This window comes from Marininema mesophilum, from assembly GCF_900106775.1.
Lineage (GTDB): Bacteria > Bacillota > Bacilli > Thermoactinomycetales > DSM-45169 > Marininema > Marininema mesophilum.
This window is the reverse complement of record NZ_FNNQ01000001.1, coordinates 309,339-336,055: the sequence shown is the minus strand read 5'-3', so window position 1 is coordinate 336,055 and position 26,717 is coordinate 309,339. Positions and strand designations below refer to the sequence as shown.

27 protein-coding genes and 1 tRNA gene are annotated in these 26,717 nt (G+C 47.4%); 23 read left to right on the top strand and 5 right to left on the bottom strand.

The window, feature by feature from the left end:
• Nucleotides 1-54: 54 nt before the first annotated feature.
• The 15 genes from BLV90_RS01495 to BLV90_RS01425 all read left to right on the top strand — a co-directional run bounded on the left by BLV90_RS01495 (nt 55) and on the right by BLV90_RS01425 (nt 12,941).
• Nucleotides 55-1,476: a dihydroorotase gene (locus tag BLV90_RS01495; protein WP_091735036.1), complete on the top strand. Its 1,422-nt coding sequence runs from the start codon at nt 55-57 to the stop codon at nt 1,474-1,476.
• A 142-nt stretch (nt 1,477-1,618) separates the two neighbouring features.
• Nucleotides 1,619-2,200, top strand: coding sequence for a cysteine hydrolase family protein (locus BLV90_RS01490; RefSeq protein ID WP_091735033.1), 582 nt, complete (start codon nt 1,619-1,621; stop codon nt 2,198-2,200).
• Nucleotides 2,201-2,242: 42 nt separating this feature from the next.
• On the top strand, nt 2,243-2,809 hold the full coding sequence (locus BLV90_RS01485) for a UbiX family flavin prenyltransferase (RefSeq protein ID WP_091735030.1): 567 nt from the start codon (nt 2,243-2,245) through the stop codon (nt 2,807-2,809).
• Nucleotides 2,806-4,149, top strand: a complete 1,344-nt coding sequence (locus BLV90_RS01480) for a UbiD family decarboxylase (protein ID WP_091735027.1) — start codon at nt 2,806-2,808, stop codon at nt 4,147-4,149. The genes BLV90_RS01485 and BLV90_RS01480 overlap by 4 nt, the downstream gene beginning before the upstream one ends.
• A 10-nt stretch (nt 4,150-4,159) precedes the next feature.
• A complete protein-coding gene (locus tag BLV90_RS01475) occupies nt 4,160-4,423 on the top strand; it encodes a BMC domain-containing protein (RefSeq protein WP_091735024.1) in 264 nt (87 codons plus the stop codon).
• Nucleotides 4,424-4,439: 16 nt separating this feature from the next.
• The gene (locus BLV90_RS01470) at nt 4,440-5,372 is read left to right on the top strand and encodes a hypothetical protein (RefSeq protein WP_091735021.1); all 933 of its coding nucleotides are present in this window, start codon (nt 4,440-4,442) and stop codon (nt 5,370-5,372) included.
• 24 nt (nt 5,373-5,396) lie between these two features.
• Nucleotides 5,397-5,849 (top strand): BMC domain-containing protein, encoded by a 453-nt coding sequence (locus tag BLV90_RS16620; RefSeq protein ID WP_091735017.1) that lies wholly within the window; start codon nt 5,397-5,399, stop codon nt 5,847-5,849.
• Between the two features lie 36 nt (nt 5,850-5,885).
• Nucleotides 5,886-6,167, top strand: coding sequence for a BMC domain-containing protein (locus tag BLV90_RS01460; protein ID WP_091735014.1), 282 nt, complete (start codon nt 5,886-5,888; stop codon nt 6,165-6,167).
• 8 nt (nt 6,168-6,175) lie between these two features.
• A complete protein-coding gene (locus tag BLV90_RS01455) occupies nt 6,176-6,910 on the top strand; it encodes a hypothetical protein (RefSeq protein ID WP_143034968.1) in 735 nt (244 codons plus the stop codon).
• Between the two features lie 16 nt (nt 6,911-6,926).
• The gene (locus BLV90_RS01450) at nt 6,927-7,205 is read left to right on the top strand and encodes a EutN/CcmL family microcompartment protein (RefSeq protein ID WP_091735008.1); all 279 of its coding nucleotides are present in this window, start codon (nt 6,927-6,929) and stop codon (nt 7,203-7,205) included.
• Nucleotides 7,202-9,037, top strand: a complete 1,836-nt coding sequence (locus BLV90_RS01445; RefSeq protein WP_245726206.1) for an adenine deaminase — start codon at nt 7,202-7,204, stop codon at nt 9,035-9,037. The genes BLV90_RS01450 and BLV90_RS01445 overlap by 4 nt, the downstream gene beginning before the upstream one ends.
• A gap of 4 nt (nt 9,038-9,041) precedes the next feature.
• Entirely contained in the window at nt 9,042-9,725 is a 684-nt protein-coding gene (locus BLV90_RS01440; protein ID WP_091735005.1) for a cyclase family protein, read from the top strand.
• 11 nt (nt 9,726-9,736) lie between these two features.
• The gene (locus BLV90_RS01435) at nt 9,737-10,363 is read left to right on the top strand and encodes a DUF1989 domain-containing protein (protein WP_091735002.1); all 627 of its coding nucleotides are present in this window, start codon (nt 9,737-9,739) and stop codon (nt 10,361-10,363) included.
• Nucleotides 10,356-11,504 (top strand): M20 family metallopeptidase, encoded by a 1,149-nt coding sequence (locus BLV90_RS01430; RefSeq protein ID WP_091735000.1) that lies wholly within the window; start codon nt 10,356-10,358, stop codon nt 11,502-11,504. Before BLV90_RS01435 ends, BLV90_RS01430 begins: the two co-directional genes overlap by 8 nt.
• 87 nt (nt 11,505-11,591) lie before the next feature.
• Nucleotides 11,592-12,941 carry a 5'-deoxyadenosine deaminase gene (locus BLV90_RS01425; RefSeq protein WP_091734997.1) on the top strand — a complete coding sequence of 450 codons (1,350 nt, stop codon included), beginning with the start codon at nt 11,592-11,594 and terminating at the stop codon, nt 12,939-12,941.
• A 282-nt stretch (nt 12,942-13,223) separates the two neighbouring features.
• Here BLV90_RS01425 and BLV90_RS01420 read toward each other — a convergent pair whose 3' ends face one another.
• The gene (locus BLV90_RS01420) at nt 13,224-14,606 is read right to left on the bottom strand and encodes an NCS2 family permease (protein WP_091734994.1); all 1,383 of its coding nucleotides are present in this window, start codon (nt 14,604-14,606) and stop codon (nt 13,224-13,226) included.
• A gap of 656 nt (nt 14,607-15,262) precedes the next feature.
• Between BLV90_RS01420 and BLV90_RS01415 the strand changes: the two genes are divergently transcribed.
• The 4 genes from BLV90_RS01415 (at nt 15,263) to BLV90_RS01400 (ending at nt 19,899) form a co-directional block, all read left to right on the top strand.
• A complete protein-coding gene (locus BLV90_RS01415; RefSeq protein WP_177167837.1) occupies nt 15,263-15,742 on the top strand; it encodes a DinB family protein in 480 nt (159 codons plus the stop codon).
• Nucleotides 15,743-15,864: 122 nt separating this feature from the next.
• Entirely contained in the window at nt 15,865-17,025 is a 1,161-nt protein-coding gene (locus BLV90_RS01410; protein WP_091734987.1) for a cysteine desulfurase family protein, read from the top strand.
• Nucleotides 17,022-18,224, top strand: coding sequence for a tRNA uracil 4-sulfurtransferase ThiI (gene thiI, locus BLV90_RS01405; protein WP_091734985.1), 1,203 nt, complete (start codon nt 17,022-17,024; stop codon nt 18,222-18,224). The genes BLV90_RS01410 and thiI overlap by 4 nt, the downstream gene beginning before the upstream one ends.
• A gap of 13 nt (nt 18,225-18,237) precedes the next feature.
• Nucleotides 18,238-19,899, top strand: coding sequence for a M20/M25/M40 family metallo-hydrolase (locus BLV90_RS01400; RefSeq protein ID WP_091734983.1), 1,662 nt, complete (start codon nt 18,238-18,240; stop codon nt 19,897-19,899).
• Between the two features lie 86 nt (nt 19,900-19,985).
• Here the strand turns inward: BLV90_RS01400 and BLV90_RS01395 are convergent, their stop codons facing one another.
• Nucleotides 19,986-20,258 carry a 4a-hydroxytetrahydrobiopterin dehydratase gene (locus BLV90_RS01395; RefSeq protein ID WP_177167836.1) on the bottom strand — a complete coding sequence of 91 codons (273 nt, stop codon included), beginning with the start codon at nt 20,256-20,258 and terminating at the stop codon, nt 19,986-19,988.
• A gap of 140 nt (nt 20,259-20,398) precedes the next feature.
• Between BLV90_RS01395 and BLV90_RS01390 the strand changes: the two genes are divergently transcribed.
• The gene (locus tag BLV90_RS01390) at nt 20,399-21,046 is read left to right on the top strand and encodes a TerC family protein (RefSeq protein ID WP_091734979.1); all 648 of its coding nucleotides are present in this window, start codon (nt 20,399-20,401) and stop codon (nt 21,044-21,046) included.
• Between the two features lie 144 nt (nt 21,047-21,190).
• Complete coding sequence (locus BLV90_RS01385; protein WP_091734977.1) at nt 21,191-22,303, top strand: MGDG synthase family glycosyltransferase; 1,113 nt, start codon at nt 21,191-21,193, stop codon at nt 22,301-22,303.
• Nucleotides 22,304-22,375: 72 nt separating this feature from the next.
• Here the strand turns inward: BLV90_RS01385 and BLV90_RS01380 are convergent, their stop codons facing one another.
• From BLV90_RS01380 to BLV90_RS01370, 3 genes are all read right to left on the bottom strand, one after another.
• Entirely contained in the window at nt 22,376-23,203 is an 828-nt protein-coding gene (locus tag BLV90_RS01380) for a metallophosphoesterase (protein WP_245726205.1), read from the bottom strand.
• Between the two features lie 126 nt (nt 23,204-23,329).
• Nucleotides 23,330-23,404 (bottom strand) — tRNA-Gln (locus BLV90_RS01375).
• A 189-nt stretch (nt 23,405-23,593) separates the two neighbouring features.
• On the bottom strand, nt 23,594-24,313 hold the full coding sequence (locus BLV90_RS01370) for a class I SAM-dependent methyltransferase (RefSeq protein WP_091734975.1): 720 nt from the start codon (nt 24,311-24,313) through the stop codon (nt 23,594-23,596).
• A 287-nt stretch (nt 24,314-24,600) separates the two neighbouring features.
• On the opposite strand from BLV90_RS01370, the gene BLV90_RS01365 reads away from it, so the two are divergent.
• Nucleotides 24,601-25,683 carry a GspE/PulE family protein gene (locus tag BLV90_RS01365; protein ID WP_091734973.1) on the top strand — a complete coding sequence of 361 codons (1,083 nt, stop codon included), beginning with the start codon at nt 24,601-24,603 and terminating at the stop codon, nt 25,681-25,683.
• Nucleotides 25,676-26,716 carry a type II secretion system F family protein gene (locus tag BLV90_RS01360; RefSeq protein WP_177167835.1) on the top strand — a complete coding sequence of 347 codons (1,041 nt, stop codon included), beginning with the start codon at nt 25,676-25,678 and terminating at the stop codon, nt 26,714-26,716. Before BLV90_RS01365 ends, BLV90_RS01360 begins: the two co-directional genes overlap by 8 nt.
• Nucleotide 26,717: the final 1 nt, after the last annotated feature.

The following is a 26,717-nucleotide window of genomic DNA, read 5'->3' as shown; positions in this document are numbered from 1 at the left end:
CAGAGTGTTCCATATATATTAAATCGACCTACTATTTTTAAAGGAGTGAGCAGAATGGATTTGCTTTTGAAAAACGCGAACATTCCTCAAGGAGATCGTCAGGTACAAACCAATATATTAGTCGATGGAGGGAGTATCGTTGGTTATGTTCAGGATGCCAGTGGAGTGATTGCCGAACGAACCATTGATCTGGATGGCAAGTTGGTAGTGCCCGGTTGTATCGATCCCCATACTCACTTCATGGATCCTGGATTTACGCACCGGGAAACCTTTGCTGAGGCAAGTATGTCTGCGGCGGCGGGGGGACTTACCAGCCATGTAGATATGCCCTGTTGTAGTAAGCCCTCTGTCCGTAGTGAAGATGAACTCTATATGAAGCTAAATCCCATCAAGGATCAGGCCTATATTGATTTTGCTTTCTGGGGCGGTATGACAGGGGAAGATGTGCGTGAAGGAAAGTTGGACAATGTCTGGGGACAAGTAGACGCAGGGGTGACGGCTTTTAAGGTGTATATGACGCCCTCCGTACCCACCTTCCCCAGAGTAGGTGATGCGGAGATGCTGGAGATCTTCCGGAAGGTAGCGGAAACGGGGTTACCTGTAGGCGTCCATGCGGAGAATTACGATATTTGTAGTTTCTACGCAAATAAACTGGAAAAAGAGGGCCGTACCGATAGCCCTGCTTGGGCAGAGGCACGGATGGCTCTTGCGGAGAAAGCGGCGATTCAGCTGATTATCAGCTTTGCTGAAGAGACGGGTGCCCGGGCGCACATCGTGCACATGAGTACAAAGGAAGGGGCGGTCTTGATTCGGGAGGCAAAACGTCGAGGTGTCAAGATCACTGCCGAGGCATGTCCCCATTATCTGACGTTAAATGCCGAGGAACATATGACCAAATTTGGTGCCCTGGCTAAGATTGCGCCGCCTCTACGCGGTAAAGAAGATAACGAAGTGCATTGGCAAGCACTAGCCGACGGTACCATTGATTTCGTGGGGACAGACCATGCACCCTATGAGATTGCTACTGAAAAAATAGCAGAGGGTCTACACATCTGGAATAGCTTCCCTGGAATTCCTGGTGTGGAGACGATGGTACCGATTATGGTAAGCGAAGGGCTAAACAAAGGCCGCCTCTCCTTATCCCGTTTTGTGGAAGTAACAAGTCGGAATGCAGCTATCCACTTTGGACTCTATCCGAAAAAAGGAACCATGGAACTAGGTTCCGATGCGGACTTTACCGTAATTGACCTAGAGCGTGAGTACGAGATCGATCAAGAGAAAACCTTGACCAAAGCAAAGTACACCCCCTTCCATGGCATGAAGCTAAAAGGGAAGCCTGTTATGACGATTGTTCGTGGTGGAGTGGTCTACGACGAAGATCGTGGTGGCATCGTGGGAACAGCTGGTTATGGTCAATTTGTGAAACGACAGAGCAACATTGAATTGAAACGGGTAGAGGGTAGCCTGGTCTATTAAATAATCAAGCGATGGTAACTGATGAGGAGGCGAATGAGGGGTAAATGGTCCAAATGGCCCTTTTGATCCTCTCATTCTCCCACTCACCTATTCTGATTAATCTTTATTCCTGAATACGAGAACTTGAAAGGATGGTTGGAGAATGAAAGGAAACAAACATGCACTTGTCATTATTGATATGCTGAATGATTTTATCGGGCCTCAAGCGGCACTACGGTGCGAAAACGGTGAAAAAATCGTCCCCAATATCAAAGAAACAGTCAACTTTGCCCATGCACAGGGAATTCAAGTGGTATTTGTCCAGGAGACCCATCGTAAGAATGATGCGGACTTTCGTGTGCGCCCAGTCCATGCAATCAAAGGGACCTGGGGTTCTCAGTTTATTGAAGAGCTTCAACCCGATGAATCACAGGGAGATTACATCGTACAGAAACGGAGGCACAGTGCCTTTTCTTACACGGACTTTGATTTGTTTTTGCGGGAGGAAGCAATCGATACCGTGGTGCTGACAGGGGTATGGACCAATGTATGTGTCCGCAGTACAGCCTCGGATGCCCTTTATCATGGGTATAACATCATCTGTCTGAGTGATTCTACAGCTTCCCAGGACGATGATATGCATCGCTCTGGATTACGGGATATTGGGCTGTTTGGTGAGGTGATGACCACTGAGGATTATATTACCCGGGCGAAGGAGAAGTTTCCTGTGGAGAGTGCGATTTAAGGGACAAAGGAGTGTGGATGATCGAGGCAAGGAGGATAGCGGATGCGAATCGTAGTCGGCATTACAGGCGCAAGTGGTTCGATTTACGGATATAGTCTTGTACGCACCCTGAGTGAACTAGGTGTGGACACCTATGTAGTGGCGACGAAGATGGGTGCACAGGTGATGCAGTTTGAATGCGGAGTGAAGATCGAGGAACTAAAAAAATATGCAACCCTCCTCGATAATCAAAATCTCTTCGCCTCTGTGGCAAGTGGTTCCTTTCTTACGGATGGCATGGTGATTGTCCCATGTTCGATGAACACCCTTGGTGGAATTGCCAACGGCGTAGGGGATACTTTGCTGAGCCGAACGGCGAGTGTGGTGCTAAAGGAGCAACGGAAGTTGATCATAGTGACAAGGGAAACTCCCTTACATCTGATCCATCTAGAGAATATGACGCAACTGACCCGTGCGGGGGCGATGATCATGCCGGCGGCTCCTGGCTTCTATCATCGGCCAACAGAGATTTGGGAGCTTGTCAACTTCATGGTGGCACGGATTCTGGACTCCTTTGGTATTGAACATGAGTTACTCGCCCGTTGGGGGGAGAAAGAAGGGTCCCGATGATCAAGAATATACGCCAACTTATCAATTATTGGACCGAGACCGATACTCTCCGGCGGGTAGTGAAGCCTGTAGATCCAGAATTTGAGCTAGGGGCGGTGGTGAAACAATTTCAGGGGCGAACACCACTCCTCTTTGAACAAATTACGGGGTACTCGGTACCGATGATCGTCGGGATCGGTGGGGATCGGAAGCGGATAGCGGAAAGTATGGGTATCGCCCCCACTGATATGCTCCCTCACTTGATACGTGGGATTACGAATCCGATTGCTACCCGTCGGGTTGAGAAAGCCCCCGTTCAGGAGAATGTGATCTTAGAGCCTGGGGATTTGGACGCTGATTTCCCGGTGTGTCGTTACCATGAGGAGGATTGTGGCGATTATTATGTCTCTGGTTTGTTAGTGGTAAAGGGTCCAGATGGGAAGAAGCGATACACTTCGATTCGGCGAATGAAATTTCTGGGGGGCAATCGGACCAATATCGTTATTACTTCGCCGGGTTTACAGGAACAGTACCGTCAACTAGAGGCCCAGGGAGAATCTATGGAGATCGCGGTGATGTTTGGCGTGATCCCTGCGGCAGTTCTCGCCTCGCAAGTGAGTACCCATCTGTACGACACCGATAAATTGGATGTAGCAGGTGCCTTGGTAGGGGAAGGGCTGGATGTAGTTGCTTGTCGCACGGTGGATCTGGAGGTGTTAGCGGAGGCAGAAGTCGTCTTCGAAGGACGGGTGCTTCCTAATGTAAGGGAGTATGAGGGAGTTTTTGCGGAACTAGGCGGTTATTACGGTGGGGAGGGGGATCAGCCGATAGTAGAAATATCGGCGATTACTCACCGCAATGAACCCATTTGGCAGACGATTTTACCGGCTAGTTGTGAAGAGAAATTACCCATGGCGCTGACAAGGGAAGCGACCCTTCTCGCCACTGTAAGGCAGGTGGTTCCGGGTATTCAGGATGTTCATATCACGATGCCAGGTGCTGGCCGCTTCCACGCGATTATACAAATCGAGAAACATAAAGAGGGAGACGCGAAGCAAGCGCTACTCGCCGCTTTTGCTGGAGATAAAGATCTAAAGCATGTGGTAGTTGTGAATAAAGATGTGAACATCTGGGACCTCGAGGATGTGGAATGGGCGATTGCCACCCGTTTTCAAGCGGATCAGGACCTGATGATCGTACCAGGTGCCAATGGTTCTCCCTTGGAACCTTCCCATGAGCTTAGGGGAGTTTCTGCGAAGATGGGGTTGGATGCTACGTATCCCTTGGGGAAAGAGAACATGTTTCGCCGGGCTAGGATACCTGGCGCAGAGTCTATCGATCTTCGTAACTATTTAGAGTAGGAGGTGTATGATGCCATCGATTGGATTGGTGGAAACCAGAAGTTTGGTAGCGGCACTGGAGGCACTTGATACCATGTGTAAAGCGGCCAATGTTCGGATGGTTGATATCAAGCGTGTAGGGTCAGGCTTGGTGACGGTGATTGTGGATGGGGATGTAGCCGCGGTACAGGCTGCAGTTGCGGCGGGTAAAGAAGCTCATACCATCACAGGAGGAGAGCTGATTGCCGCCAATGTGATCCCGCATCCTCATTCTGATCTAAACCGGATGTTATAGAAGGAGGTGAGGGGAAGTGGCGGAGCAGTTTATGAAGCAGATGGTAGAGGAGATTTTGGCAAAGGACAGGGGACACTCAAGGACTAAGAAAACAGCGAAGGAGTTAACCATCCCATCCCAAGTTCCACACGGTTCGCAGTCATCGACCTCCCCTGTACCATCAGCACCAGCGAATATCCGAAGGCCCAATTATCAACAAGAACAACGTCAAAAACGACTTTCTCCTCTTTATCAAGGTGATTCCACATCAGTAACTCCAAGAAATGTAGAAACAAGGAAATCAAATACTTCCGGAGTTGCTAAGGATGAACGAGTATCACTTCAGCGATTATCGCTGTTTCAAACACATGGCAGTTCGCACGCTACTCCAACAAAGGCTCCAGAGCGAATCGGTCGTCTCGGAAATGGGAGTGAAATTTGGTTTTTTCCCAGTGTTCATCCCAAGCTTTCCAAGGAGTTACAAGTGGCTGGAATCACGTGTTCAGCGGTCGGGATCATCACTTGTCCCTCTCCCTTCATCGGTCCTTTGTTTAGTGCCGAGGTCCTATTGGAGGATCAGCCGGAAATCGAGCGTGAAATTCAGCGAGGAAAAGAAGGGATCCAGCTTCGTTTAGGTGCAGAAAATCCAGACCGTCTCCGCACCTTGCTCCGGGAGTTGTTCCTCCGTCTCAATCGAGTAGGATTAAAACGGGCAAGTATCCACTTTGCTAAACAACCCACTTCATTAGTAGAGAAGGTATTGCCCCAGAGAGGTAGAGGAGCCGCCGCTCTCCTAGAAGGAGTAAGCGATGGAGAGTGCTGGTCAATTCTTCAACGGGTACTTGTGGCCTTCCCAGAAGCGGATGTGCACTTTCATGTGGAGCAGGGTGCTCTGTTGTTGCGAGGGGATGCGAAGGAAGTGGAGGCGATGGTGAAGGTAGTAAAACGAGAGGTTGATCAATCGATGTAAACGGTGGACTGAGGGGGGAAGACCATGGCACAACAGGCGTTAGGAATGATTGAGGCGATTGGTTATACCACAGCCGTTTCAGCGGCGGATGCGGCGTTAAAGGCGGCTAATGTGACGTTATCGAGTTGGGAACGAGTGATTGGAGCTGGAGGGGCGCTAGGGGTAACGATTCATCTAAGTGGAGATGTAGCTGCAGTCACCTCTGCTGTCCAAGCGGGACGAGAGGAGGCTGAGCGAGTGGGGCAGGTGATCTCATCCCATGTGATCCCGCGGGCTCACAATGAAGTAAATAGCAAGATCCTCCCTCTTTTTGAGGCAGCAAGTAGGGTGCCTCAAAAAGAAATAGTCGCAAAGGATCAGAGTAAGGCGAAACTCTCTACCAAAGGTGACAAGGGAAAAAGGGGAAAAGGCCGGCCCTCACCTTCACAGGGGGATCAAGGAGTGAGTGAGCAGGATTCGGATGGAAATGAAGGCTAAAAAGGCACTTCAGTTACTTAAAGGAGGAATTGGATAATGGGAGAAGCATTGGGCTTGATCGAGACAAAGGGGCTTGTCGGAGCGGTGGAAGCAGCGGATGCGATGGTTAAAGCGGCCAATGTGGAAATCTGTGGGTACGAGAAGATCGGCTTTGGATTAGTTACCGTGATGGTACGAGGGGATGTAGGTGCAGTAAAAGCGGCGACGGATGCAGGTGCAAGTGCGGCGAGTCGTGTCGGTGAGCTGATCTCGGTTCATGTCATCCCACGTCCTCATCAAGAAGTGGAGCGGGCACTCCTCTCCAAAGGAAAAGAATGAGTTAGGTGATGACCCGTACATGGGGTTATTCAGGGGAAGTTGAACAGGCATTGCTCCATATCCTTTGTCACAACCAGGAAAGGTTGCCATCGAGTGCAGGGAGTGTTGTCATTCTACTCACCCCTGCTGGGGCAGCGATGGCAGAGACGCCCTCACTCTATGGATTCTTAGCACAAAAAGGGATCGTGCCAGAGGTATGGGTCCAGGGAGAAGTTTCTGCTACTCTCCCTTGGCCAATCCGGCAAGTGGATGGGCATGTAGAGACGTGGCTCAACGAGATGAAGCGGCGAACCCAGCTTCTCTTGCTTCCTACACCGTCACTCTCTTTTCTAGCACGCTTAATCGAACTGGATGATGCGGACCCTTTCTGTGCACTTGTGCTTCACTCCCTTTTAAAAGGTAAAAGGGTAGGGATTCCAAAAGAGACAGTCGATCTTAAGCCCCCTCACAGCGCAGGATTTGGTGGTGCAGGACGTGGGGGAGGGGTTTTGCTACAAAGAAACTATCGTCAGCGGATGGCTGACGCGGCGGCGCTTGGGATCGATTTCCTGGAGAATAAAGAGTTAGTATCTTGGCTGGAAACAAAGGGTAGAGGACAGAGGGAATTAGTTACTGAGGAACAGGTACGTTTCTTTGCAGAGAAGGAAAACGGGCATATGATCGTTGTCTCCAAAGGAGCGATGATCACTCCGCTCGCCTTGGATACGGCAAAGGAACTAGGGATACGGATCGAGACGCGATAGGAAGAGGGGAAAAACAATGCAACTGGGCCGCGTGATAGGGATAGCAGTTGCTACACGGAAGGATGAGAAACTGGTAGGGAGTAAGCTCTTGATTACCCAGCCGATATCCCCTGAAGGGGAATTTATGGGGGCTCCTCTGATCACGGTGGATACTGTTGGCGCTGGGGTGGGGGAGCAGGTGATTTATGTAACAGGTAGTGTGGCCGCTAGAGCAATTCCCCAGGATCATGCACCTGTAGACGCAGCCATCGTTGGAATTATTGATAGCATCCAATGTCAGGTGAGGAAGGAGTGAATCAAGCCGTGGATACCCATAGAATAAAGGAAGCCGTTCACTGGAGGCGGCTGATTGACACCTTGCTGGACTCCGCACAATACGCAGATCTCGTACTCCAAGGAGGTTATGTGATCAATGTAATCACTCGCGAGATTTATGAGGCCGATGTAGCGATAAAAGGAGAGAAGATTTTACTCCTAGGGGATGCCTCAGAATTGATGGGTCCATCTACTCACGTGGAAAATGTGGCAGGAAAGTTTATCGCACCGGGTTTTATCGATTCCCATATGCATTTTGAAAGTGCCATGCTCACGGTGACTGAATTTTCTCGCTTATCGATTCCTACAGGAACGACAACCCTGGTGGCAGATCCTCACGAGATCGGCAATGTCCTTGGTGTGATGGGGATGAAGGCGATGATCGAGGAGGCGAAAACCCTCCCTCATCAGGTTAGGTTTACCGTTCCTTGTCGGACACCCGATGCTCCTGGCCTTGAAACTGCGGGGATGGATGTCTCTTCCAAGGATATGGCGGAGTTGCTGACGGATTCCTGGGTACAGGGTATCGGAGAAATCCAAGGCTTTAGTAACGTGCATCCGGTTTATAAATATGCCTCCCACATCTTAGATGATCAAATCGCTTCTGTCGCCTATACGCACAGCCTCGGGAAGACGGTAGAGGGAAACGCTCCCGCCCTGTTTGGGAAAGAGTTGGCGGCTCATATCATTAGTGGAGGTACCCATATTTCCTGTCATGAGACAACGACAAAGGAAGAAATGGTGGAGAAACTTCGGTATGGTGTGACCGTATTTATGCGAGAAGGTTCTTCTCAGCGCAATATGGCAGAGTGTATACGGGCCATTACCGAGGAGGGGATGGATTCCCGTCGTGCTGTATTGGTCTCCGATGATATGGTGCCAGAGGATTTGCTCAACGATGGTCATATGAACGATATTGTCCGCCGTACGATTGCCTGTGGGGTGGACCCTGTTGAAGCGATCCAGATGGTAACGATCAATCCAGCCACCCACTTTGGCTTTCGAGATGTAGGGGTGCTCGCCCCAGGAAAACGAGCGGATATTGCGGTACTGTCCGACTTAGAACAAATGACCGTCGATTCGGTTTATCTTAATGGGAGAAAAGCCGCAGAAAAAGGGAATCTCACGATCGAGCTACCTGCCTATACCTATCCGGAAACTGTGAAGGGATCGGTGAAGCGGGAAAAAGTGAAGGCAAGTGATCTTCACATTTCAGCGGTGGATCGGTCAAAGGCCCGGGTGCGGGCGATTGAGGTGATCCCTGATCAGAACCTGACAGGAGCGCAGGAGTTTGAACTCAATGTGCAGGAGGGAGTTATCCAACCTTGTTTGCAAAGGGACGTCCTTCCCTTGCTTGTTCTTGAACGACATGGACGAGGTGGCGGAATTGGAAAAACTTTTGTGACAGGGATGACGCTTCAACGGGGAGCGATTGCTGAAAGTGTAGCCCATGATACCCACAACCTGATCGTGACCGGTACCAACTACGAGGATATGGCGATGGCTGTAAACAGGGTGATCGCTATGGGCGGTGGGATTGCGATGATCGCGGACGGAAAAGTAGTTGGCGACCTGCCCTTGCCTGTCGGAGGTCTAATGACCGACTTATTATCGGGAAAAGAGTTGGCCGATACGGTGTCGAATCTGCATCGGTTGGCTAAGGAAGAGCTTGGTTGTCAGCTTCATGTTCCCTTTATGCACTTATCCTTTTTATCTCTAGTAACGAGTCCGAAATGGAAGATCACCGATATCGGGTTGATCGAAGTGGATGAATTTAAGGTCTTACCTACAGTCATTCAAGAAGGGAGGTAGCCGGATGGGTTTTCGACTGATCGATTTAAGTCAAGAGATTTACCAAGGGATGCCCGTCTTTCCTCCACACCAAAAGACGATGATTTTCCCAAACATGACCCATGAGGAAAGTGAAAAAACCATGGGCTTCCCCTTTGCTACTAACAATTTGTTGATCAATGAACACGGCCCAACTCATAGTGATGCGACTTATGAGTATGATCCAAAGGGACAGACCATTGATGAGATGCCGCTGAACTATTTTTATGGCCCTGCACTATGTCTTGATGTTTCCAACGTTTCCCCAGACGAGTATATCCATCCGGTTGATCTGGAAGAGTCCTTATCTCGTTCAGGGCAACGTATCAACCGAGGGGATATCCTCCTTTTGTATACGGGTCACTATGAACGTTCCTATGGAACAGAAGAGTGGCTCACTCGCTATACCGGCCTTCATTTAACAGCGGCGGAGTGGTTAGCGGAACGGGGGATAGTCAATATCGGGATCGATGCTCCCGCGATTGATAAACCGGATGACCCCCAATTCTCAGGACATCGCATCTGCCGAAAATATAGTATCACTAACACAGAAAATCTTTGTAACCTCGAACAGGTCGCGGGCAAGCGATTTGTTTACTTTGGACTTCCACTCAAAATACGCAAAGGGACCGGTTCTCCAGTACGAGCGGTAGCTGTCTTTGTAGAATAGGAGGGATATTGATGGAAACCCCCGTGATTAAAAAAGAGGTCATGATCCCTCCCTATGAAGGGCGGGCAATCGAGGTGAAAAAGGGAGAGTCTCTCTGCATCATCGATGTGGAAGGGAAGCAAGTAGGTGACTTCCTCTGTTTCAATCAAAGGGAGCCTACCGAATATGTCTCTCCTGTTCATATGCGATCTTCTCTCTCTAGTGTTCGTTTGTGTGAAGGAGATGGCTTATACAGCAATCAGCGCCGCCCCTTGATGCGTTTAGTCAAGGACACCGTCAGTCGCCATGATTTTTTCTTCCCGGCCTGTGATGACTATCGTTATCGCGTCGACTTCGGAGTAGAAAACCACCCCAACTGCCATGACAATTTGACACAAGCCATAGCGGGTTTTGGGATCCGACCTATGTTGTTACCAGACCCGATCAATTGGTTTATGAACAATGAATTAGATGATGAATGGGATTATGAGATTAAAGAACCCCTGTCACGACCGGGGGATTATGTAAAATTGAAAGCATTGATGGATGTGGTTGTGGCAGTATCAACCTGCTCCCAGGACATGGCTCCTGTCAATGGATGGAAGGTAACCCCTCTAAAGCTCCAATTGTTGGCTAAGGAGAGAGATTTCTATGAATAAGTTAATCCCTGAGGATGCCATCACCTTTTTACAGGATCTGATCCAGACCGATAGTGTGAATCCTCCAGGAAATGAAGCTCGTGTGGCAGAAAAGATCGCGTCCAGATTGGCACATCGGGTCTCAGTGGAGCGGGTTTCCCTTACCGAGGGGCGAGAGAATCTGCTCGTACGCCTTGGTAAGGGAGAGCGTACGCTTCTTTTCTGTGGCCATATGGACACGGTATCCCTTGGAGATCCAGAGGGGTGGAGCGTTCCTCCTCTAGCTGGAAAGATCATGGATAATCGAATCTATGGACGCGGAGCATCCGATATGAAAAGCGGTCTAGCAGCGATGGTGTTGGCGTTGGAATCCCTTGTATTAGAGGGTGTGGAACCGGGGGGAGAGATTCTACTTCTAGCGACGGCGGGTGAAGAAGTAGATAGTTGTGGCGCTCGAAACTATTATGAGCAGGGTGGTATGGAAGAGGTTGATGGGATGGTGATCGGGGAGCCTACCGGGGAGAAGGTGGCGGTGGGCCATAAAGGAGCACTCTGGCTTGAAGTAACTACCCAGGGACGAACTGCCCACGGATCGATGCCTGGGAAGGGGATTAATGCAGTCAGCCATCTCTTACATATGGCAGGTCTACTAGAGGAGATGGAGCTAGGATGGCGGTATGAAGATGAGATTCTAGGGGGAGAGAGTGTTGCTCTTACCCAGATCCAAGGGGGCATCCAGACCAATGTCATCCCTGATCGAGCTCGCTTCACCGCAGATATACGTACCGTTCCTCCACGGGAGCATGGAACGCTCGTGCGGGAAGTAGAGGAACGGCTTCATGAGGGAAGACGAAAGTACCCGGATCTTTCTTTCCAGGTAAGAATTCTACTCGACCGTCCAGCGATCTTAACACCCCCGAAAGATCCTCTCATTCGGCTGGCCTTGGAGCTGAAGGGGGATCCAGAAAGGAAGGTCGTTGGCGTTCCCTACTATACGGATGGATCGGTACTTAATGCGGATAGTCTTGTTCCTACCCTTATCTATGGGCCGGGAGAAGAAGCTTTGGCTCACCAGCCAGATGAGTGGGTGGATATTGACGCATATCTGCGTTCCATTACTTTTTACAGGGAGTTAGCTCTTCGATTTTTTAGAATCTGCTAGGCCCTATACCGTGGGTATGTTTCAGCATGGAAAAAATATATGTAGTAACGAAGGAAATGGATAGTGAAAATATCAAAGGGGGCAATTATGATGCGACTGTTGATTCGAAATGCTGAGATCGTAACCATGAATAGAGAGGAGGAGGTTATTTTTGGGGATCTACTTATCGAAGATGGGCGCATCGCGGAAATTGCCCCTCAGATCGAGAAAAAAGTGGATCAGACCATTGATGCTACTGGCAAGACGGTCATCCCAGGTCTTATACAGACGCATATCCATCTCTGTCAGACCTTATTTAGAGGGCAGGCCGATGACCTAGAGTTACTTGATTGGCTACGTAAGCGTGTGCTTCCCTTGGAAGCAGCCCACGATGAGGAATCCCTTTATTATTCGGCCATGCTTGGGATTGGGGAGCTCATCTCAGGTGGTACGACATCGGTAGTCGATATGGAAACCGTTCACCACACCGACGCGGCTTTCCGTGCGATAGCTGAAAGTGGCATCCGTGCCCTTTCGGGGAAAGTGATGATGGATCACGGCGAGGGTGTACCCCCTGCGTTGATGGAGGATACAGCGACATCGATCCAAAAGAGTGTTGAATTGCTAGAAAAGTGGCATAACTATGACGATGGTCGTATTCGTTATGCCTTCTGTCCTCGCTTTGTGGTCTCTTGTTCCGAAGAGTTACTTATCCAGGTAAGGGATCTTGCCGAAAAATACGATGTAATGATTCACACCCATGCTTCAGAGAATAAAGGAGAAATTAATCTCGTTGAACAAGAGAGAGGCATGCGTAATGTGCTCTACTTGGATAAAATCGGTATTGCTAGCCCACGATTGATTTTAGCTCACTGTGTTTGGTTGGATGATGAAGAACGCCGTGTGATTCGTGAACGTGGGGTAAAGGTAAGTCATTGCCCAGGTTCCAACCTTAAGTTAGCTTCAGGTTATGCTGAAATTCCAGAACTTCTTGCATGTGATGCGAAGCTAAGCCTGGGAGCGGATGGAGCCGCTTGTAACAATAATCTAGATATGTTCCAAGAAATGCGGATGGCTGCTCTTATTCAAAAGCCCCTTCATGGCCCTACCAGTATGCCTGCTCGGGAGGTATTCCGGATGGCGACTATAGGCGGCGCAGAGGCGATGGGCTTGGCTGATGAAATTGGTAGTTTAGAAGTGGGGAAGAAGGCAGATCTTGCGATTCTCGATTTAAATCACTTCCACAACTCGCCACGAGAGGGGGTCGATCTGATCTCACGTCTAGTATACTCAGCAAAGTCCTCCGACGTAGAGACGACGATCATCAACGGTAAAATTGTGATGGAGAAGGGTGTCATGAAGACGATGGATAAGCAAAAGGTACTTCAAGAAAGCAATCGTTCCATCCGTCGTCTCCTGGATCGGACGGCGAAGGAAGGCGTAGGCACCCATTCATAAAGGAGGTGCGCTCCCATTGTGAAGGAGAGGGAGGATGTGGGGTGTGTATTAACCCATAGGAGTAAAAAAGAGGTGTGCAGCAATTCCTTTAGTATTGACTAAGGAATCTGCACACCTCTTTGGTTTTTTCGTTCTTACACACCTTAAAATAGGTCACCTAACCTCATGCGCAAAGCGCTTAAATTTCTGTTGTATTTTCATCATAAAAAAAACCACAACACAGATCAACCCCTACTAAAGGGGAGAACCTTGTTGTGGAATAAATTTTAAACAATCACTTGATCACCCATGGTAGGCAAAGTTCACAATAAATGCCGCAGCGATCAAGTACATGGACCAGTGAAGGTCTTTTCTACGTCCAGTGAGAAGCTTTAATACCGTATAAGAGATAAAGCCAAAGGCTAGCCCTTCTGCAATGCTGAAGGTAAGGGGTGTCATGACAATGGTTAAGAAAGCAGGCAGAGTCTCTGTTAGATCATCCATGGGGATTTCCTTTACTTCTTGAAGCATCATCGCACCCACTAGGACGAGGATAGGGGCGGTAGCCAGAGCGGGAATGAGGGAAACCAATGGAATGAAGAAGAGGCAGAGAAGAAAAAGTACTCCGGTCACTAAGGCGGTAAGGCCTGTACGACCTCCTTCTGAAATCCCTGTAGCATTTTCTACGTAAGCATTGAGTGCAGTAGCTCCCATGACAGCAGACCCCATGGTACCCACGGCATCTGCTTGTAAGGCACGGTTAAGATTGGGGATGGTGCCGTCTTTCTTCATCAAACCTGCTCGATTGGATAGCCCCATCAGGGTAGCCATATTATCAAATAGCTCTACGATGGTAAAAGAGAAGATGATTGGAATAATGCCGTATGCCAGTGCTCCTTTGATATCCATAGCCATAAAGGTAGGAGAGACATCAGGCAAGGAGAGGGAAAATATATCTCCTACCCCTTGAGGAGTCTTAGTTATCCCAAGAGCCATTGCGCCTACTGTCAAGGCAAGGATGCTGAGAAGCAAGGCTCCTTTGACCCGGCGTGCGGCGAGGAAAGCAGCAAGGAGAACGCCGCCGGCTGCTAGAGCGGTAGTTGGCTGGGTGATCGAGCCCAGGGAAACAAAGGTGGCTTTATTAGCGACGATGATTCCAGCATTTTTAAGGCCGATAAAGGCGACAAATAGACCGATTCCAACGGTGATCGAGGAGCGGAGGGTACGAGGGACGGCCTTAAAAAGGGCTTGTCGCAGTCCAGTGATGGTAAGTAATAAAAAGACGACTCCTGAAATAAAGACGGCTCCAAGGGCGGTCTGCCAGGATAACCCTTCCCCTTGGACAACAGTGTAAGTAAAAAATGAGATGAGCCCCATACCAGGAGCCATTGTTATCGGGAAATTAGCCCAAAAAGCAAAAATTAGGGTGCAAAAAACACTGGAGAAAATTGTAGCTGCAGTCGCTGCTTCCCGTGGCATCCCCGCTTCGGAGAGGATAATTGGACAGACGATGATGAAATAACTCATCGTCATAAAAGTGGTGAGACCAGCAAGAAGTTCAGTACGAACGTTAGTCCCTCGAGATCTTAGTTTAAACAGTCGATCCAACCAACCAGTGGGTTGTGCTGAATGGCTATCGGGATAGACGTCAGTATGCGTCTGTGCGATAGGCTTTCCCGTGGACATATGAAATCCTCCCCTATCTTGTGTATACACATAAAAAGCCGCGGTACACAGGAGGTGCTCTCCCATTATATCCGCGGCTTCGTCGGACTCCGTCCAGCGGCGTCCGAGCTACCAGCAGTCGGCATCGAGGATAGGAAGCACGTTTGGCAACCTTCCCCGAACTCGGTGTAATTCTATTACTCAACAGAATAAGCGTTGACCATATATTTGTCAAGAATTGAGTCTTCGGTTTTTTAGTAGATGGTTAGGTTAGATGGGATTATTTTCATATATATAAACTATATCAAAATGATGGGATTGAGCGGTGAATGCTTTGTTTTTCAATAGATAAAAGCTTTTTGATCATTTGTACAAAGAAATCGAATTACCAAAAAATAGAATCAATACTATATACATGTAGATGGCATTAATGTCTATGTCTGTGATCTTACACGTAAGGAGTGAAGCTATTAGGGATAGAGGCGCAAAGCTGAATAAGGAGGGTGGTTGATTTGCCTATAATAAGAACCGAAGTGGATATCCATGCACCTATTCATTTATGTTATCGGTCAATAGAAAGTATGATAAGAAGGATATACCAGAAATATTGTGGAAAGGAGAGAAAAACGGAATCCACGTCTCTTGTTTTTTTGGATTATGGGAAGGGAGTTCTCTTCTTGGATAAAAAGAAAATATGCCAGCGTCTGGGGGAGATGACCGACTTCATTCACACTCTTAAGACGGTGTCAACGGATCAGTGGATGAAGCCGATAGGAGAGGGGAAATGGTCTCCGTTGGAGATTGTGGCCCATCTCCATTTTTGGGATCGCTACTTGATTGAGGAAAGACTGCCGGAGATTGAACCTGATGGTGCTGGTAGTCTAGAGATAGAGGATATTAATCTTAAAGCGTCCCTTTGGACGCGTTCAGGGGTTTCTTGCGAGGAAGTGATTGAGCAGTTCTTGGAATTCCGAGGCCAGCTCCTGAGATTCTTGGAGGGGATGCCTGATGCGGACTGGGATCGAATGGTTAGGATCGGGAATCATACCATCTCCCTAGCTGAATATATCCTAGAGGCTATCGATCATGATGAGCATCATAGAGAGCAATTAAGAGAGTGTTTCATGAAAAATGTAGAGGGCGGGACTATCCCTTAAAAGGGTCTTCGATTAACAGGTAGACTGATAGGGGAGGCTATGGAGGAGATTCCACCTATGGTATGATGTGTGAAGGCTTATAGCATAGGCTGAAACTGCGTGTAGAGTAAGGATGGACGGCCATGATTGATATGGACAATAGTGCGACCACTCGTCCTGACCCTGAAGTGGTTCGAGTAGTCACTGATGTAATGAAAAATGTATATGGAAACCCTGCTTCCCTTCATGGTCTAGGCGGGAAGGCTGAGCGTCTTGTCAAACAGGCGAGGGAAGTCATTGCGAAGGAATTAGGCGTTTCACCAGCATCGATGATTTTTACTTCTGGTGGTACCGAATCCAATAATATGGCGATCAAGGGAGCGGCTATGCAGTTTCGTAACCGAGGTCGCCACCTGATTACTACACAGGTCGAGCACCCCTCTGTCTTTGAAGTGTTTAAGCAGTTGGAAGCCGAGGGATTTCGCGTCACCTATTTACCGGTTGATCAACAAGGAAGCGTTCGCCTAGAAGATGTGGAAGCGGCTCTTTGTGAAGATACGATTTTGGTTTCTATCATGCATGTAAATAATGAAGTGGGAACGATTCAGCCCATCTCTGAAGTAGGCCAACTGCTTCGTAATTATCCAAAAGTGTTGTTTCATGTCGATGCTGTACAATCTTTTGGTAAAATGGATGTGCGCCCAGAGGAGTGGGGGGTTGATCTTTTAAGTATTTCTGCTCATAAACTTCACGGTCCTCGGGGTGTAGGATGCCTCTATAGCCGAGAGGGTGTGCGCTTAACGCCCCTCTTGATTGGTGGTGGACAGGAATCGAATCAGCGGTCAGGAACGCTCAACGTCCCAGGAATTGCAGGCTTTGCTAAAGCAACGGTTCTAGCTGCTAACCAACGAAGGGGCAAATGGTCTCAACTACAAGAGTGGCGACGCGAATTGATTCGTCGGTGTACAGAGAGTTTGACCCATTTTCGGATTAATGGGGACCCCTCTGACGGGGGAGCGCCTTTTATTCTGTCCCTTTCCTTCCCAGGTTTGAAATCTGAAGTCATCGTCCATGCCTTGGAGGAAGAGGAGATCATTGTCTCCAGTAAGTCGGCATGCTCCTCGAAAGGGGAAAAAGCGAGCCGTATCTTGACTGCGATGGGAATCGATGAAGCAACAGCAGTCGGTACGATTCGCATCAGCATGAGTCGCATGACTTCAGTGAAGGATGTAGAAGCAACGGCTTCTGCACTGCAACAGATAATTCCTAAACTACAAAAGATAATGAAGGTGCATGAGGTATGAATGATTTGATTTTAGTTCGATATGGAGAACTTGCTTTAAAGGGGAAGAATCGGAAAGATTTTGAAAATCGGTTATTGCAAAATATGCGGAACAAACTGGATGGTTTTTCAGGAGTGAAGGTGAAAAAAACCTTTGGGCGCGTTTTTGTAGAGCCTGGGGATAACCCTGTGGAACCGATTATACAGGGCTTGACAGAGGTATTTGGCATTGTCGGCATCAGTTTAGCTCGATGTGTGGAATCGGATTTGGAATCCATCAAAAAAGCAGCGGTTCAGCTTGTACGTGATCAGGACCCTATTCCGCGTACCTTTAAAGTGGTTGCACGGCGAGCGCAGAAAAACTTTCCTCATCGTTCAAGTGAAATTAACCGGATCATTGGGGGCGAGGTGCTCCGCAATGTAGAGGGCATCCGTGTGGATGTCCACCAGCCGGATCTAGAGTTACGTATTGAAGTGCGAGGAGAAGAAACGTATCTTTATGGACAGGATATTCCAGGAGTTGGAGGGCTACCAGTCGGAAGTAGCGGGCGGGTTATGCTTCTTCTTTCTGGGGGGATTGATAGTCCAGTAGCGGCGTACCTAGCGCTAAAACGAGGAGCGACATTGGAAGCGATCCATTTTCACAGCTATCCCTTTACTAGTGAGCGGGCGAAGCAAAAGGTAGTGGATCTAGCGCAAGAGCTTACTCGTTATGCAGGTAATGTCTCTCTCCATGTGGTTCCTTTTACAGAGATCCAGACACAGATTCGCTCCAAGTGTAAGGATTCTTATATGATCACCATCATGCGCCGCATGATGGTACGGATTGCAGAGGAGACTGCCAAACGACAAAAGGCATTGGCATTGGTTACCGGGGAAAGTCTAGGTCAAGTAGCGAGTCAAACATTGGAGAGTATGCATGTGATCAATCATGTGGCTCAGGTTCCTGTTCTCCGTCCGCTCATTGGGATGGATAAACAGGACATCATGACGATCTCTAAGGAGATTGGTACCTATGAGACGTCTATTTTACCCTATGAGGATTGTTGTACGGTTTTTCAACCAAAGTCGCCAGTTACTAGGCCAAGGCTGGATGTATGTGAAGAGATGGAAAAAGGACTTGATGTTGAAGCGCTGGTTGGAGAAGCAGTCGATGGAATTGAGACGATCCGATTAACACCGAAACAGCAGGAAGAAGGGGAGTTTTCATCCTATTTTTGATAGGGGGAGTTAGATGCGTTCCTGGAAAGAAGAAACCCTTGCTCTTACAGAGAAGTTGATCCATCATCCCAGTGTGAATGGTACGGTTGGGGAGCGAGATATCGCTTATCATCTTATTGATTTTTTTCGGGAGCTACCCTATTTCCAAGAGAATCCCAACCAATTGTATCTGTGGAAAACAGAAGGGGATGACCGGGAGCGTTATAATGTAGCCGCACTAGTAAAAAGTCCAGAACCAAAGGAAGAGACTGTAATCCTGATGGGTCATATGGATACTGTAGGGGTAGAGGATTACGGGAAATGGAAGCGGCTGGCTTTTTCTCCGGAAGAGTTGCTCAAGCAGTGGAAGAAGACAACGTTAACCGGCCAGGTGAAAGAAGATCTCGCTACAGGGAAATGGCTGGTAGGTCGTGGCTCCGTGGATATGAAGAGCGGAGTAGCGGTCAACATGGCTCTCTTGCGGCATTTTGCGGAACATCCAGAAGAATTGGATGGTAATCTTCTTTTTCTTGCAACGTGTGATGAAGAGGATAACTCCCATGGCATCTTGTCGGCTGTTCGTGAACTAAACCATTTGGCAACAGAAAGTGATCTTCGCTATGTGGGAGCGATCAATACCGATTATACCTCCCCCCAATATAAGGGAGATCCTTCGCGCTATGTGTATCTTGGGACGGTGGGTAAATTACTACCTGCATTTTTTATCGTGGGTGAGGAAACCCATGCCGGCCAAGCTTTTGAGGGCTTTGATCCCAATCTCATTGCGGCGGATCTAACATATTTAATCGATTATAATCCCGACTTTTGTGATGAGATGTATGGGGAAGTAACGATGCCACCCGTCTCTTTAAAACAAACGGATTTGAAGCAAAAATATGATGTGCAGACTCCCTTCGCAGCTTTTTCTTATTATAACTTCTTTGTTCATAGCCGCTCTCCTAAGGATGTGCTTCAGGAATTAAAAGAAACGGCCAGTCAAGCGCTCCATAATGCGATCCAAATGCATCAAGAGAGGTATCAACGTTTCTGTGCGTTAAGTGGTTCACCATATCTTCCATATCCGTGGACCTCTGAAGTGATGACCTATGATGAGCTGTATGAAGCATGTGTAGAGAAATATGGCGGAGAATTTAAGGAGTCGATGCGTTTTTTTGGGATGAATCTGCTCAATGATGAAGCATTGGACCTGAGGCAGTATTGTTGCCGAATGGTGGAGGAGGTATGGGACTGGTGGGGAGAAAAGGGACCGTCCATTATACTCTTTTTTGCTTCGGTTTACATGCCGCGTGTTGTGTTATCTGAGAAGGAGGAGCAGGATCAGCGGCTGATTCAAGCTGTCCATAAGGCGGTAAAGGATGTACAACCCCAGTGTAGTCATCCTATCCAAATTCGTAACTTTTTCCCGTATATATCGGATATGAGCTTTGTTGCTATCTGTGATGATGAAGATGGGATCGAGGCCCTGACGCGAAATATGCCTGCATGGGGGTTAAAGCATCAGATGGATGTGGATGCTATTCGTCAACTGGATGTACCTGTCGTCAATATTGGACCCTATGGTATAGATGCTCATAAACAATGGGAGCGGGTTGAAATTCCTTACTCGATGCAAGTTGTTCCTGAACTAATTTATCAAGTGGTACGTGGATTGCTTGCTTCATGGGATGATCAATAACGGGGCTGATAAGCACCCAAAAAGCCATTGCGCTGGCGCTTATCCCAGTGCAATGGCTTGATAGTGGTGGTTATAAAAAGTAGAGTTTATTCTGTTTCAAGATGCTGAATCCAAGCGAAATCTTTTTCTGTGATGCCTCCTTGGTCATGGGTGGTTAATTGAAGCTCCACTTGTCTATAAGTGAGCAATACATCAGGATGATGCTGTACTTCTTCGGATAAATCGGCAACACGGTTGACGAAATCCACACCCTCCATGTAGGTTTGAAAACGAAATTGCTTGGTTAATTTCCCCTCCTTCTCGTGCCAGCCAGGCAGATTCTGTAAACGTAAGGTGATTTCCTCAGTGGTTAATTTCATGAAGATCATCCTTTATAATAGGGTCTACTCACTTTGTACCCTTTTTGTAGAGAAAGTAAGATGGATTGACGAAGTTTATCCCTATCCGGAGAGGGTAAAATTCAAAGGGAGTGGGGAGTCGGAAGGATTGGTAAAGAAATATGGATGCCCAATTTTGGCTTGGTTTTATTAATATCATTATTCTTGATTTAGTGTTATCTGGTGACAATGCGGTTGTCATCGGTATGGCATCGCGTAAATTACCGGCTCATCAGCAAAAGAAGGCTATTCTTTATGGGACTATCGCGGCCGTTGTGCTTCGCGTGGCACTTACTCTGATTGCTGTCTGGTTGTTGAAAGTTCCACTATTAAAGGCAATTGGTGGCTTGTTGCTTGTGTGGATTGCGATTAAGTTATTAGTGGATGGAGATAACGAAGAAGATATTGAAATAGGTAGTGGGTTGAAATCTGCGATTAAGACGATCATCATTGCCGATGTAGTTATGAGCTTGGATAATGTATTAGCTGTAGCAGGTGCAGCGCATGGAGATTTTCTCCTCGTCTTGCTTGGGTTAGCCCTTAGTGTACCCATTTTGATGGGAGGAAGCCGTGTGGTTGCGACGCTCATGAATAAATTACCTTGGCTTGTCTATGTAGGGTCAGGTATTCTTGCGTATACAGCAGGTCAATTATTAGTGGAGGATAAGATTATCCACGATAATATAATCGTAAATGCTCCTTATCTTACCTGGGTGACTCCTGTGGTTTTAATTCTTTTGGTTCTTGGGGCAGGAAGCCGGCGGGCATAAAAAGATACGCTTTGTGAATCGGAAACAATTGGGGAGTCGGCCGCGCTTGCTGTGTGGGCGACTCCTTGTATTTTACCGGGACGAGTGATGGAAACTACCAAGGGAAGAAATTATCGTTAAAGTAAGACGGGGAGGGGAGCGACGGTGAGCAAAAAAGTTCTCATATTAACCGAAACCATTGGCGGGAATGGACATTTCCGTGCAGCTCAGGCAATCGCCAAGGGGTTGGATCAGAAAGCGCCTGCTGTAGGAGTGGATATTTCCTGTGGGCTACCCCAATACAGTCGCCAGTTGGAGGGAGTTGTGCGCAAAGTTTATCTAAATACCTTGCAGTATGCTCCTCAGCTATGGGGAGCAGCCTATAAACGAGAAGAAGCCATCAGCGAAACGTTTCGATCAGGGGTAGGCAAAGTATTGGCGACCAAATTGCGTCGCTTTCTAGACCCTTTAAATCCAGAGGTGGTTATCTGTACGCATGCCTTCTGTTTAAGCGCGGCAGGTTATGTGAAGGAACAAGTCTCCCATCCCTATCGTTTAGGGGCAGCCATAACTGATTTTGATGTGAATGGGTTTTGGGTTCACCCTGCGGTGGATTTTTATCTTGTCGCCCACGAGGGTGTGGTGCAGAAGTTGCACCACAAATATGGGATTCCAAAGGAGCGAATTTATCATACAGGGATACCCATTGATCCTGATTTTTCTCGTACTCGTCCAGCCAAGGCAGAAGTAAGGAAGATCCTTGGTGTAGAGCCAGATCCCTTTACGGTGATGCTAATGGGTGGAGGGCTTGGTTTAGGACCTTTGGAGCGGTCGATTGAACAATTTCAAAAGGATATGCCCGCATCCCAACTACTAGTGATTACGGGGAAAAATAAAACTTTATTGGAACGGCTATCGGATCGATTTGGACAAAAGAAAAACATCCACCTCTTTGGGTTCGTGCAAGGGATGGCAGATTGGATGAGTGCTGCAGATCTGATTGTTACTAAACCTGGGGGATTGACTAGCTCTGAATGCCTTGCAGCCGGATTGCCGATGGTTATTTGTCGACCGATCCCTGGTCAGGAGGAGCGCAACAGCCGCTACCTCACCCAGAAAAGAGTGGCCCTACGACAGGATCGTCCGGGGTCCATTCCTCAGCATATTCACCCATTAATACAATCCCCCGAGTGGAGAGAGATGAGCCTTCGTGCACGGCGACTAGGGCGGCCAGATTCCGCAAGGGATGCGGCACAGATCATTCTCAAGCACTTGTAGATAGTAAATAAAAAAAGCTGACCGGTTATTTCAACGCGGTCAACTTTTTTATGCAATGGATTGCCTTATGGATTAGTCCATAGAGACAACACCCTCTAAACTATGGACGGTAATCTCCGGGCGACAACGCAACCGAAGATTTACTCCAGTCTGCCCTAATCCATCACTGATATAAAAGGCACGTTCCTCATGATAGTGAAGCCCACTGATCATGTTGAGGTGAGGAAGTTTCCCCATTTTTTTCAAATGATATGGCTTTGGCCAGTGAATTTGCCCACCATGGAAATGGCCAGACAAGAGATAATCAAAGTGATAACCCATATCTAATACGATGTTAGGATCGTGCGTAAGAACTAAATTGATACCTTCGCCAACGCCCGCATAAGCTTTGTCGACGTCGCTTCGTCCTGTATAGTAGTCGTCGATTCCAATTATATTTAGCTTTCGTCTACCTAATTGAATGGTGCGATGCTCATTTTTTAAAACGATGCATCCGCGTTTCTCCATTTCCTTTGCTAGGGCGGGTAGATGATCAGCAATGCAGTAGTCATGGTTCCCAAATACGGCATAAGTTCCGTAACGTGGCTTCAACGTTTGCAGTACTTCCAAGTATTCTAAGAAGCGTTTCTGCATCGGTGCCGTGTCCATGTAATCGCCAGTCAAAGCGATCAAATCAATCGATTTCCCTGATACACTTTTTAGTAAGGCTTCCGGTGTAATCGACAATTTTTCCATATGAAGATCGGATAAATGGAGGATCCGTAGGCCTTCAGGGTCCATGGGATGGGTCAGTTCGATGTTTACGTCTTTGATGAGCGGTCGGAAGGTATTGAAACGGGCGACGGACCAGATTATCGCCAACAAGACAGAAGTCATCGTTACGAAAGTTAGAAACGTCATGATTGTTTCACCACCGATCTACTCCAAGGGTACGATATACATCTTAATGGATTCGTAGAAGGAAGTCGAGGGTTAATTGGTTACAAAAACGTGAAAAACCCCGCAATATTCCAGGGTTTTCCATGGTGGCTGGGGCGGAAGGGATCGAACCTTCGCATGACGGAGTCAAAGTCCGTTGCCTTACCGCTTGGCTACGCCCCATCGGCTTTATTACATCCCCGGAACGCATTTACAAAAATTATGATGTGTAGGGGACAGTGAAAATATTCATGATAAATACAATATAAAGCTAACAAACCCATTCTCCTTTGTCAACCCAATACAAATTTTCTTAGTGGTTTTGGGGAATAAATATAATGAAAGATAAAAAATAGAATAGAACTAAAAAAATCATGAAGTAGGTATATGTTTTTTTAAAATATTAGGGTAAGCTTCCAATACATATTGATAGGCCCTTGTAAGGTTAGAGAAATCGTCGGTACGGAGGTTGTATTTTTGTAAGGTTTTATCTAACTCGATAATTAATTGATCAAAGAAGGGAGTAGTATGAGTGATTTCAAAAATATCTCCTACTCGATAACCGCATTCATTAAATAGGTCCTCTATCCCCGTTCGTGTGAAAAATCGTAGATGGGTGCGATCTAATAATCCGTTTTTGGCATAGGAAAATTGACCAATTAATAATCCAGCAATAATGGAGATATGTCCAATGTTGGGAATACAAGCGATAACGGACCCAGATGGCTTCAGAAGTGGAGAAAACCGTTTGAGAACAGACCATGGATCCACTAAATGTTCCAAGACATCACCAAAGAGGATATGATCAAAGGTTTGAGGTGCAAAGGGAAGTTCCATTGTTTCAATATTGCCAACGAGCACTTGCTTTAATTGAACGGCTGCTATTTGGGCTGCCTTTGGGTCCAGCTCGATTCCTGTCACACGACACCCAGAGGTATTTTGAATTAGTTCACCCAGGCGCCCTTCTGCACAACCGACTTCTAAGATATGTTCGGCGTCATGTTTAATAAAACGAAGAATTTCTTTATTGCATCCTCTGTAATATTCTGAATCTTTATCTTTGTAAAGATCACGGGAATTGTCCTGAGTCATTATGATCACTCCTTTATAACATCCTGACTATCAATTGTATGCAGGGGAGAAAAATAGTGTGTGGGCAATGATAGATTTGCAAGCATAGGCCAAAGAAGATTCCGTGTAATTATTGTGGTGAGAATAACTAAAAGAGGTGTGTTTTGAACAAATGCATGAAATATAAGAATAATGTTATAAATAATTTATTTCAGAAAAATCGACAATAACCAGCAGGTGAATGGCGATACGTGTCGAAAATTAAGGATGTATTCATCAAATATACCAATTTTAGGAGGTGAGGATAGATGGATGCGGCGAGTTACGTTTCCACATTGTTGGAAGGCGCGATTCGCGGGCGAGCGAGTGATATACACATCGAGCCTAGACTAGAACATCTCTGCATTCGCCAACGAGTAGATGGATTTTTAATTGAGGGAGATCGTGTAGAAAGGGAGAAAATGCATGCCATTATCTCGCGGATTAAGGTGATGGGACATCTGGATATTGGTGAGAAGCGGCTTCCTCAAGATGGAGCCCTAACCGTGATGGTAGATGAGGAGCGAGTCGATGTACGCATTTCCAGTATGCCGACACTTCATGGGGAGAAAATCGTATTGCGATTACTTCGTAATCGGCCGGAATTGATGTCCTTAGCTGAATTGGGAATGGGAGAGGAGGAACAAAAACGATTAAAAGGGTTGATACAGCGGCCAAGTGGTTTGTTGATAGTGACAGGACCCACCGGGGCGGGGAAAACAACGACACTTTACGCAATTTTACAGGAGCTTAATCGTGCAGAAACCAATCTTGTCACATTAGAGGACCCGGTAGAATTTCAATTACCCGGGGTAAATCAGATTCAGATTAATCCAAAGGCAGGCCTTTCCTTTGCCTACGGGCTACGAGCTGTTTTGCGGCAGGATCCCAATATCATTATGGTAGGGGAGATCAGAGATCGTGAAACCGCAGATATCGCTATTCGGGCAGCATTAACGGGTCACTTGGTGCTAACTACGCTGCATACGGCGGATGCGAGTTCAACCATTACTCGTTTTCTTGATATGGGAATTGAACCTTATCGGATCGCCTCCTCGATGGTAGGTGCGGTGGCACAGCGCTTGGTGAGACTAATTTGTCGTGAGTGTCGAGGAAAAGGGTGCTATTCTTGTCGACAACAGGGATATCTTCATCGTATTGGTGCATTTGAGGTAATCACTTTAAAAGAAGAGTTCCAGTCGCTCATTGTAGAGCGGGCTCCACTCTCCAGGCTGCGACAATGTTTCCAAAAGTCAGGGATGCGCTCGTTAGCGGATGTAATTCTAGAGAAAGTGATGACAGGGGAGACGAGTATCGCAGAGTATCATCGTGTGGTGGATGCCCGTGATTAGGCGATCAAAGTGGGATGCTGATCGACTGGTCCAATTAAGCCAGCATTTAGGGAATTTGCTTGAAGCGGGATTCCCACTTATGCCAAGTATTCGCCTACTCGGTGAACAAAAAATTTTGCACCCTCATGAAGCAGAACAAATTTTGCATAGGCTCGGAGAAGGAAAAAGTCTCTCTAGTTCATTGGCAGAGGAAGGAATACCGCCTCTTTTTGTCTCTTTTATGATGGCGGCAGAAGAGCACGGTGATTATGCTTTCGGATTTCGTCAGTGTACCGCGTATTTTCAGGAACGTGGCAAGTTGGTACGTGATTTGGTACAAGCTCTCACCTATCCCGTCATTGTGTTCATACTGGTAGGGTGTGCCTTCTTTTTCCTAGTTACAACAGTGGTGCCACGTTTTCAGGAGATGTATGAAACGATGGGTCTAGAATTACCCCTCTATACACGTCTGTTTCTCTCGCTTCATCAATGGGTGAGGGGAAGTTTAATCCTTGTAGTAGGAACAGCCTTGTTAGCGGTCATCTTCTATCTTTTCCTAGGGCGTTTGCCAGCAGAAAAGCGAAACCGCTGGGTTTTGTGGATGTATCACCTCCCATTAATACGGCCGTATTTTGCGTTACGGTTTACCCATTACTTAGCCATTCAGTTAGGATCCTTATTAAAAGCAGGAGTGCCCTTATTGCGTGCGGTGGAGATGGTTGAAGGGTTTAGTCCATGGTACCCCTTGACGAAGGGGATGAGCAGGGTGCGTGAGGGGTTATTAGCAGGGTACTCCTTAAACGAAAGTTTAGCGAAGGAAGGGTCCCTTTTCCTAACATCCTTATCTCGGTTGGTAGCGCTTGGGGAGGAAACAGGAAGCTTAGATCAATCCCTGCTTACATTGGGACGAGGCACAGAAATGATCATCCGGGAAAAGATGCATCGTTTTACTCGTAGCTTAGAGCCTTTTTTGATTTTTGGGATCGGTGTACTGATGGCAGCGACGGTGGTGGCTATGTTTTTACCGATGCTTCATATGGTGCAAGCGATGTAAT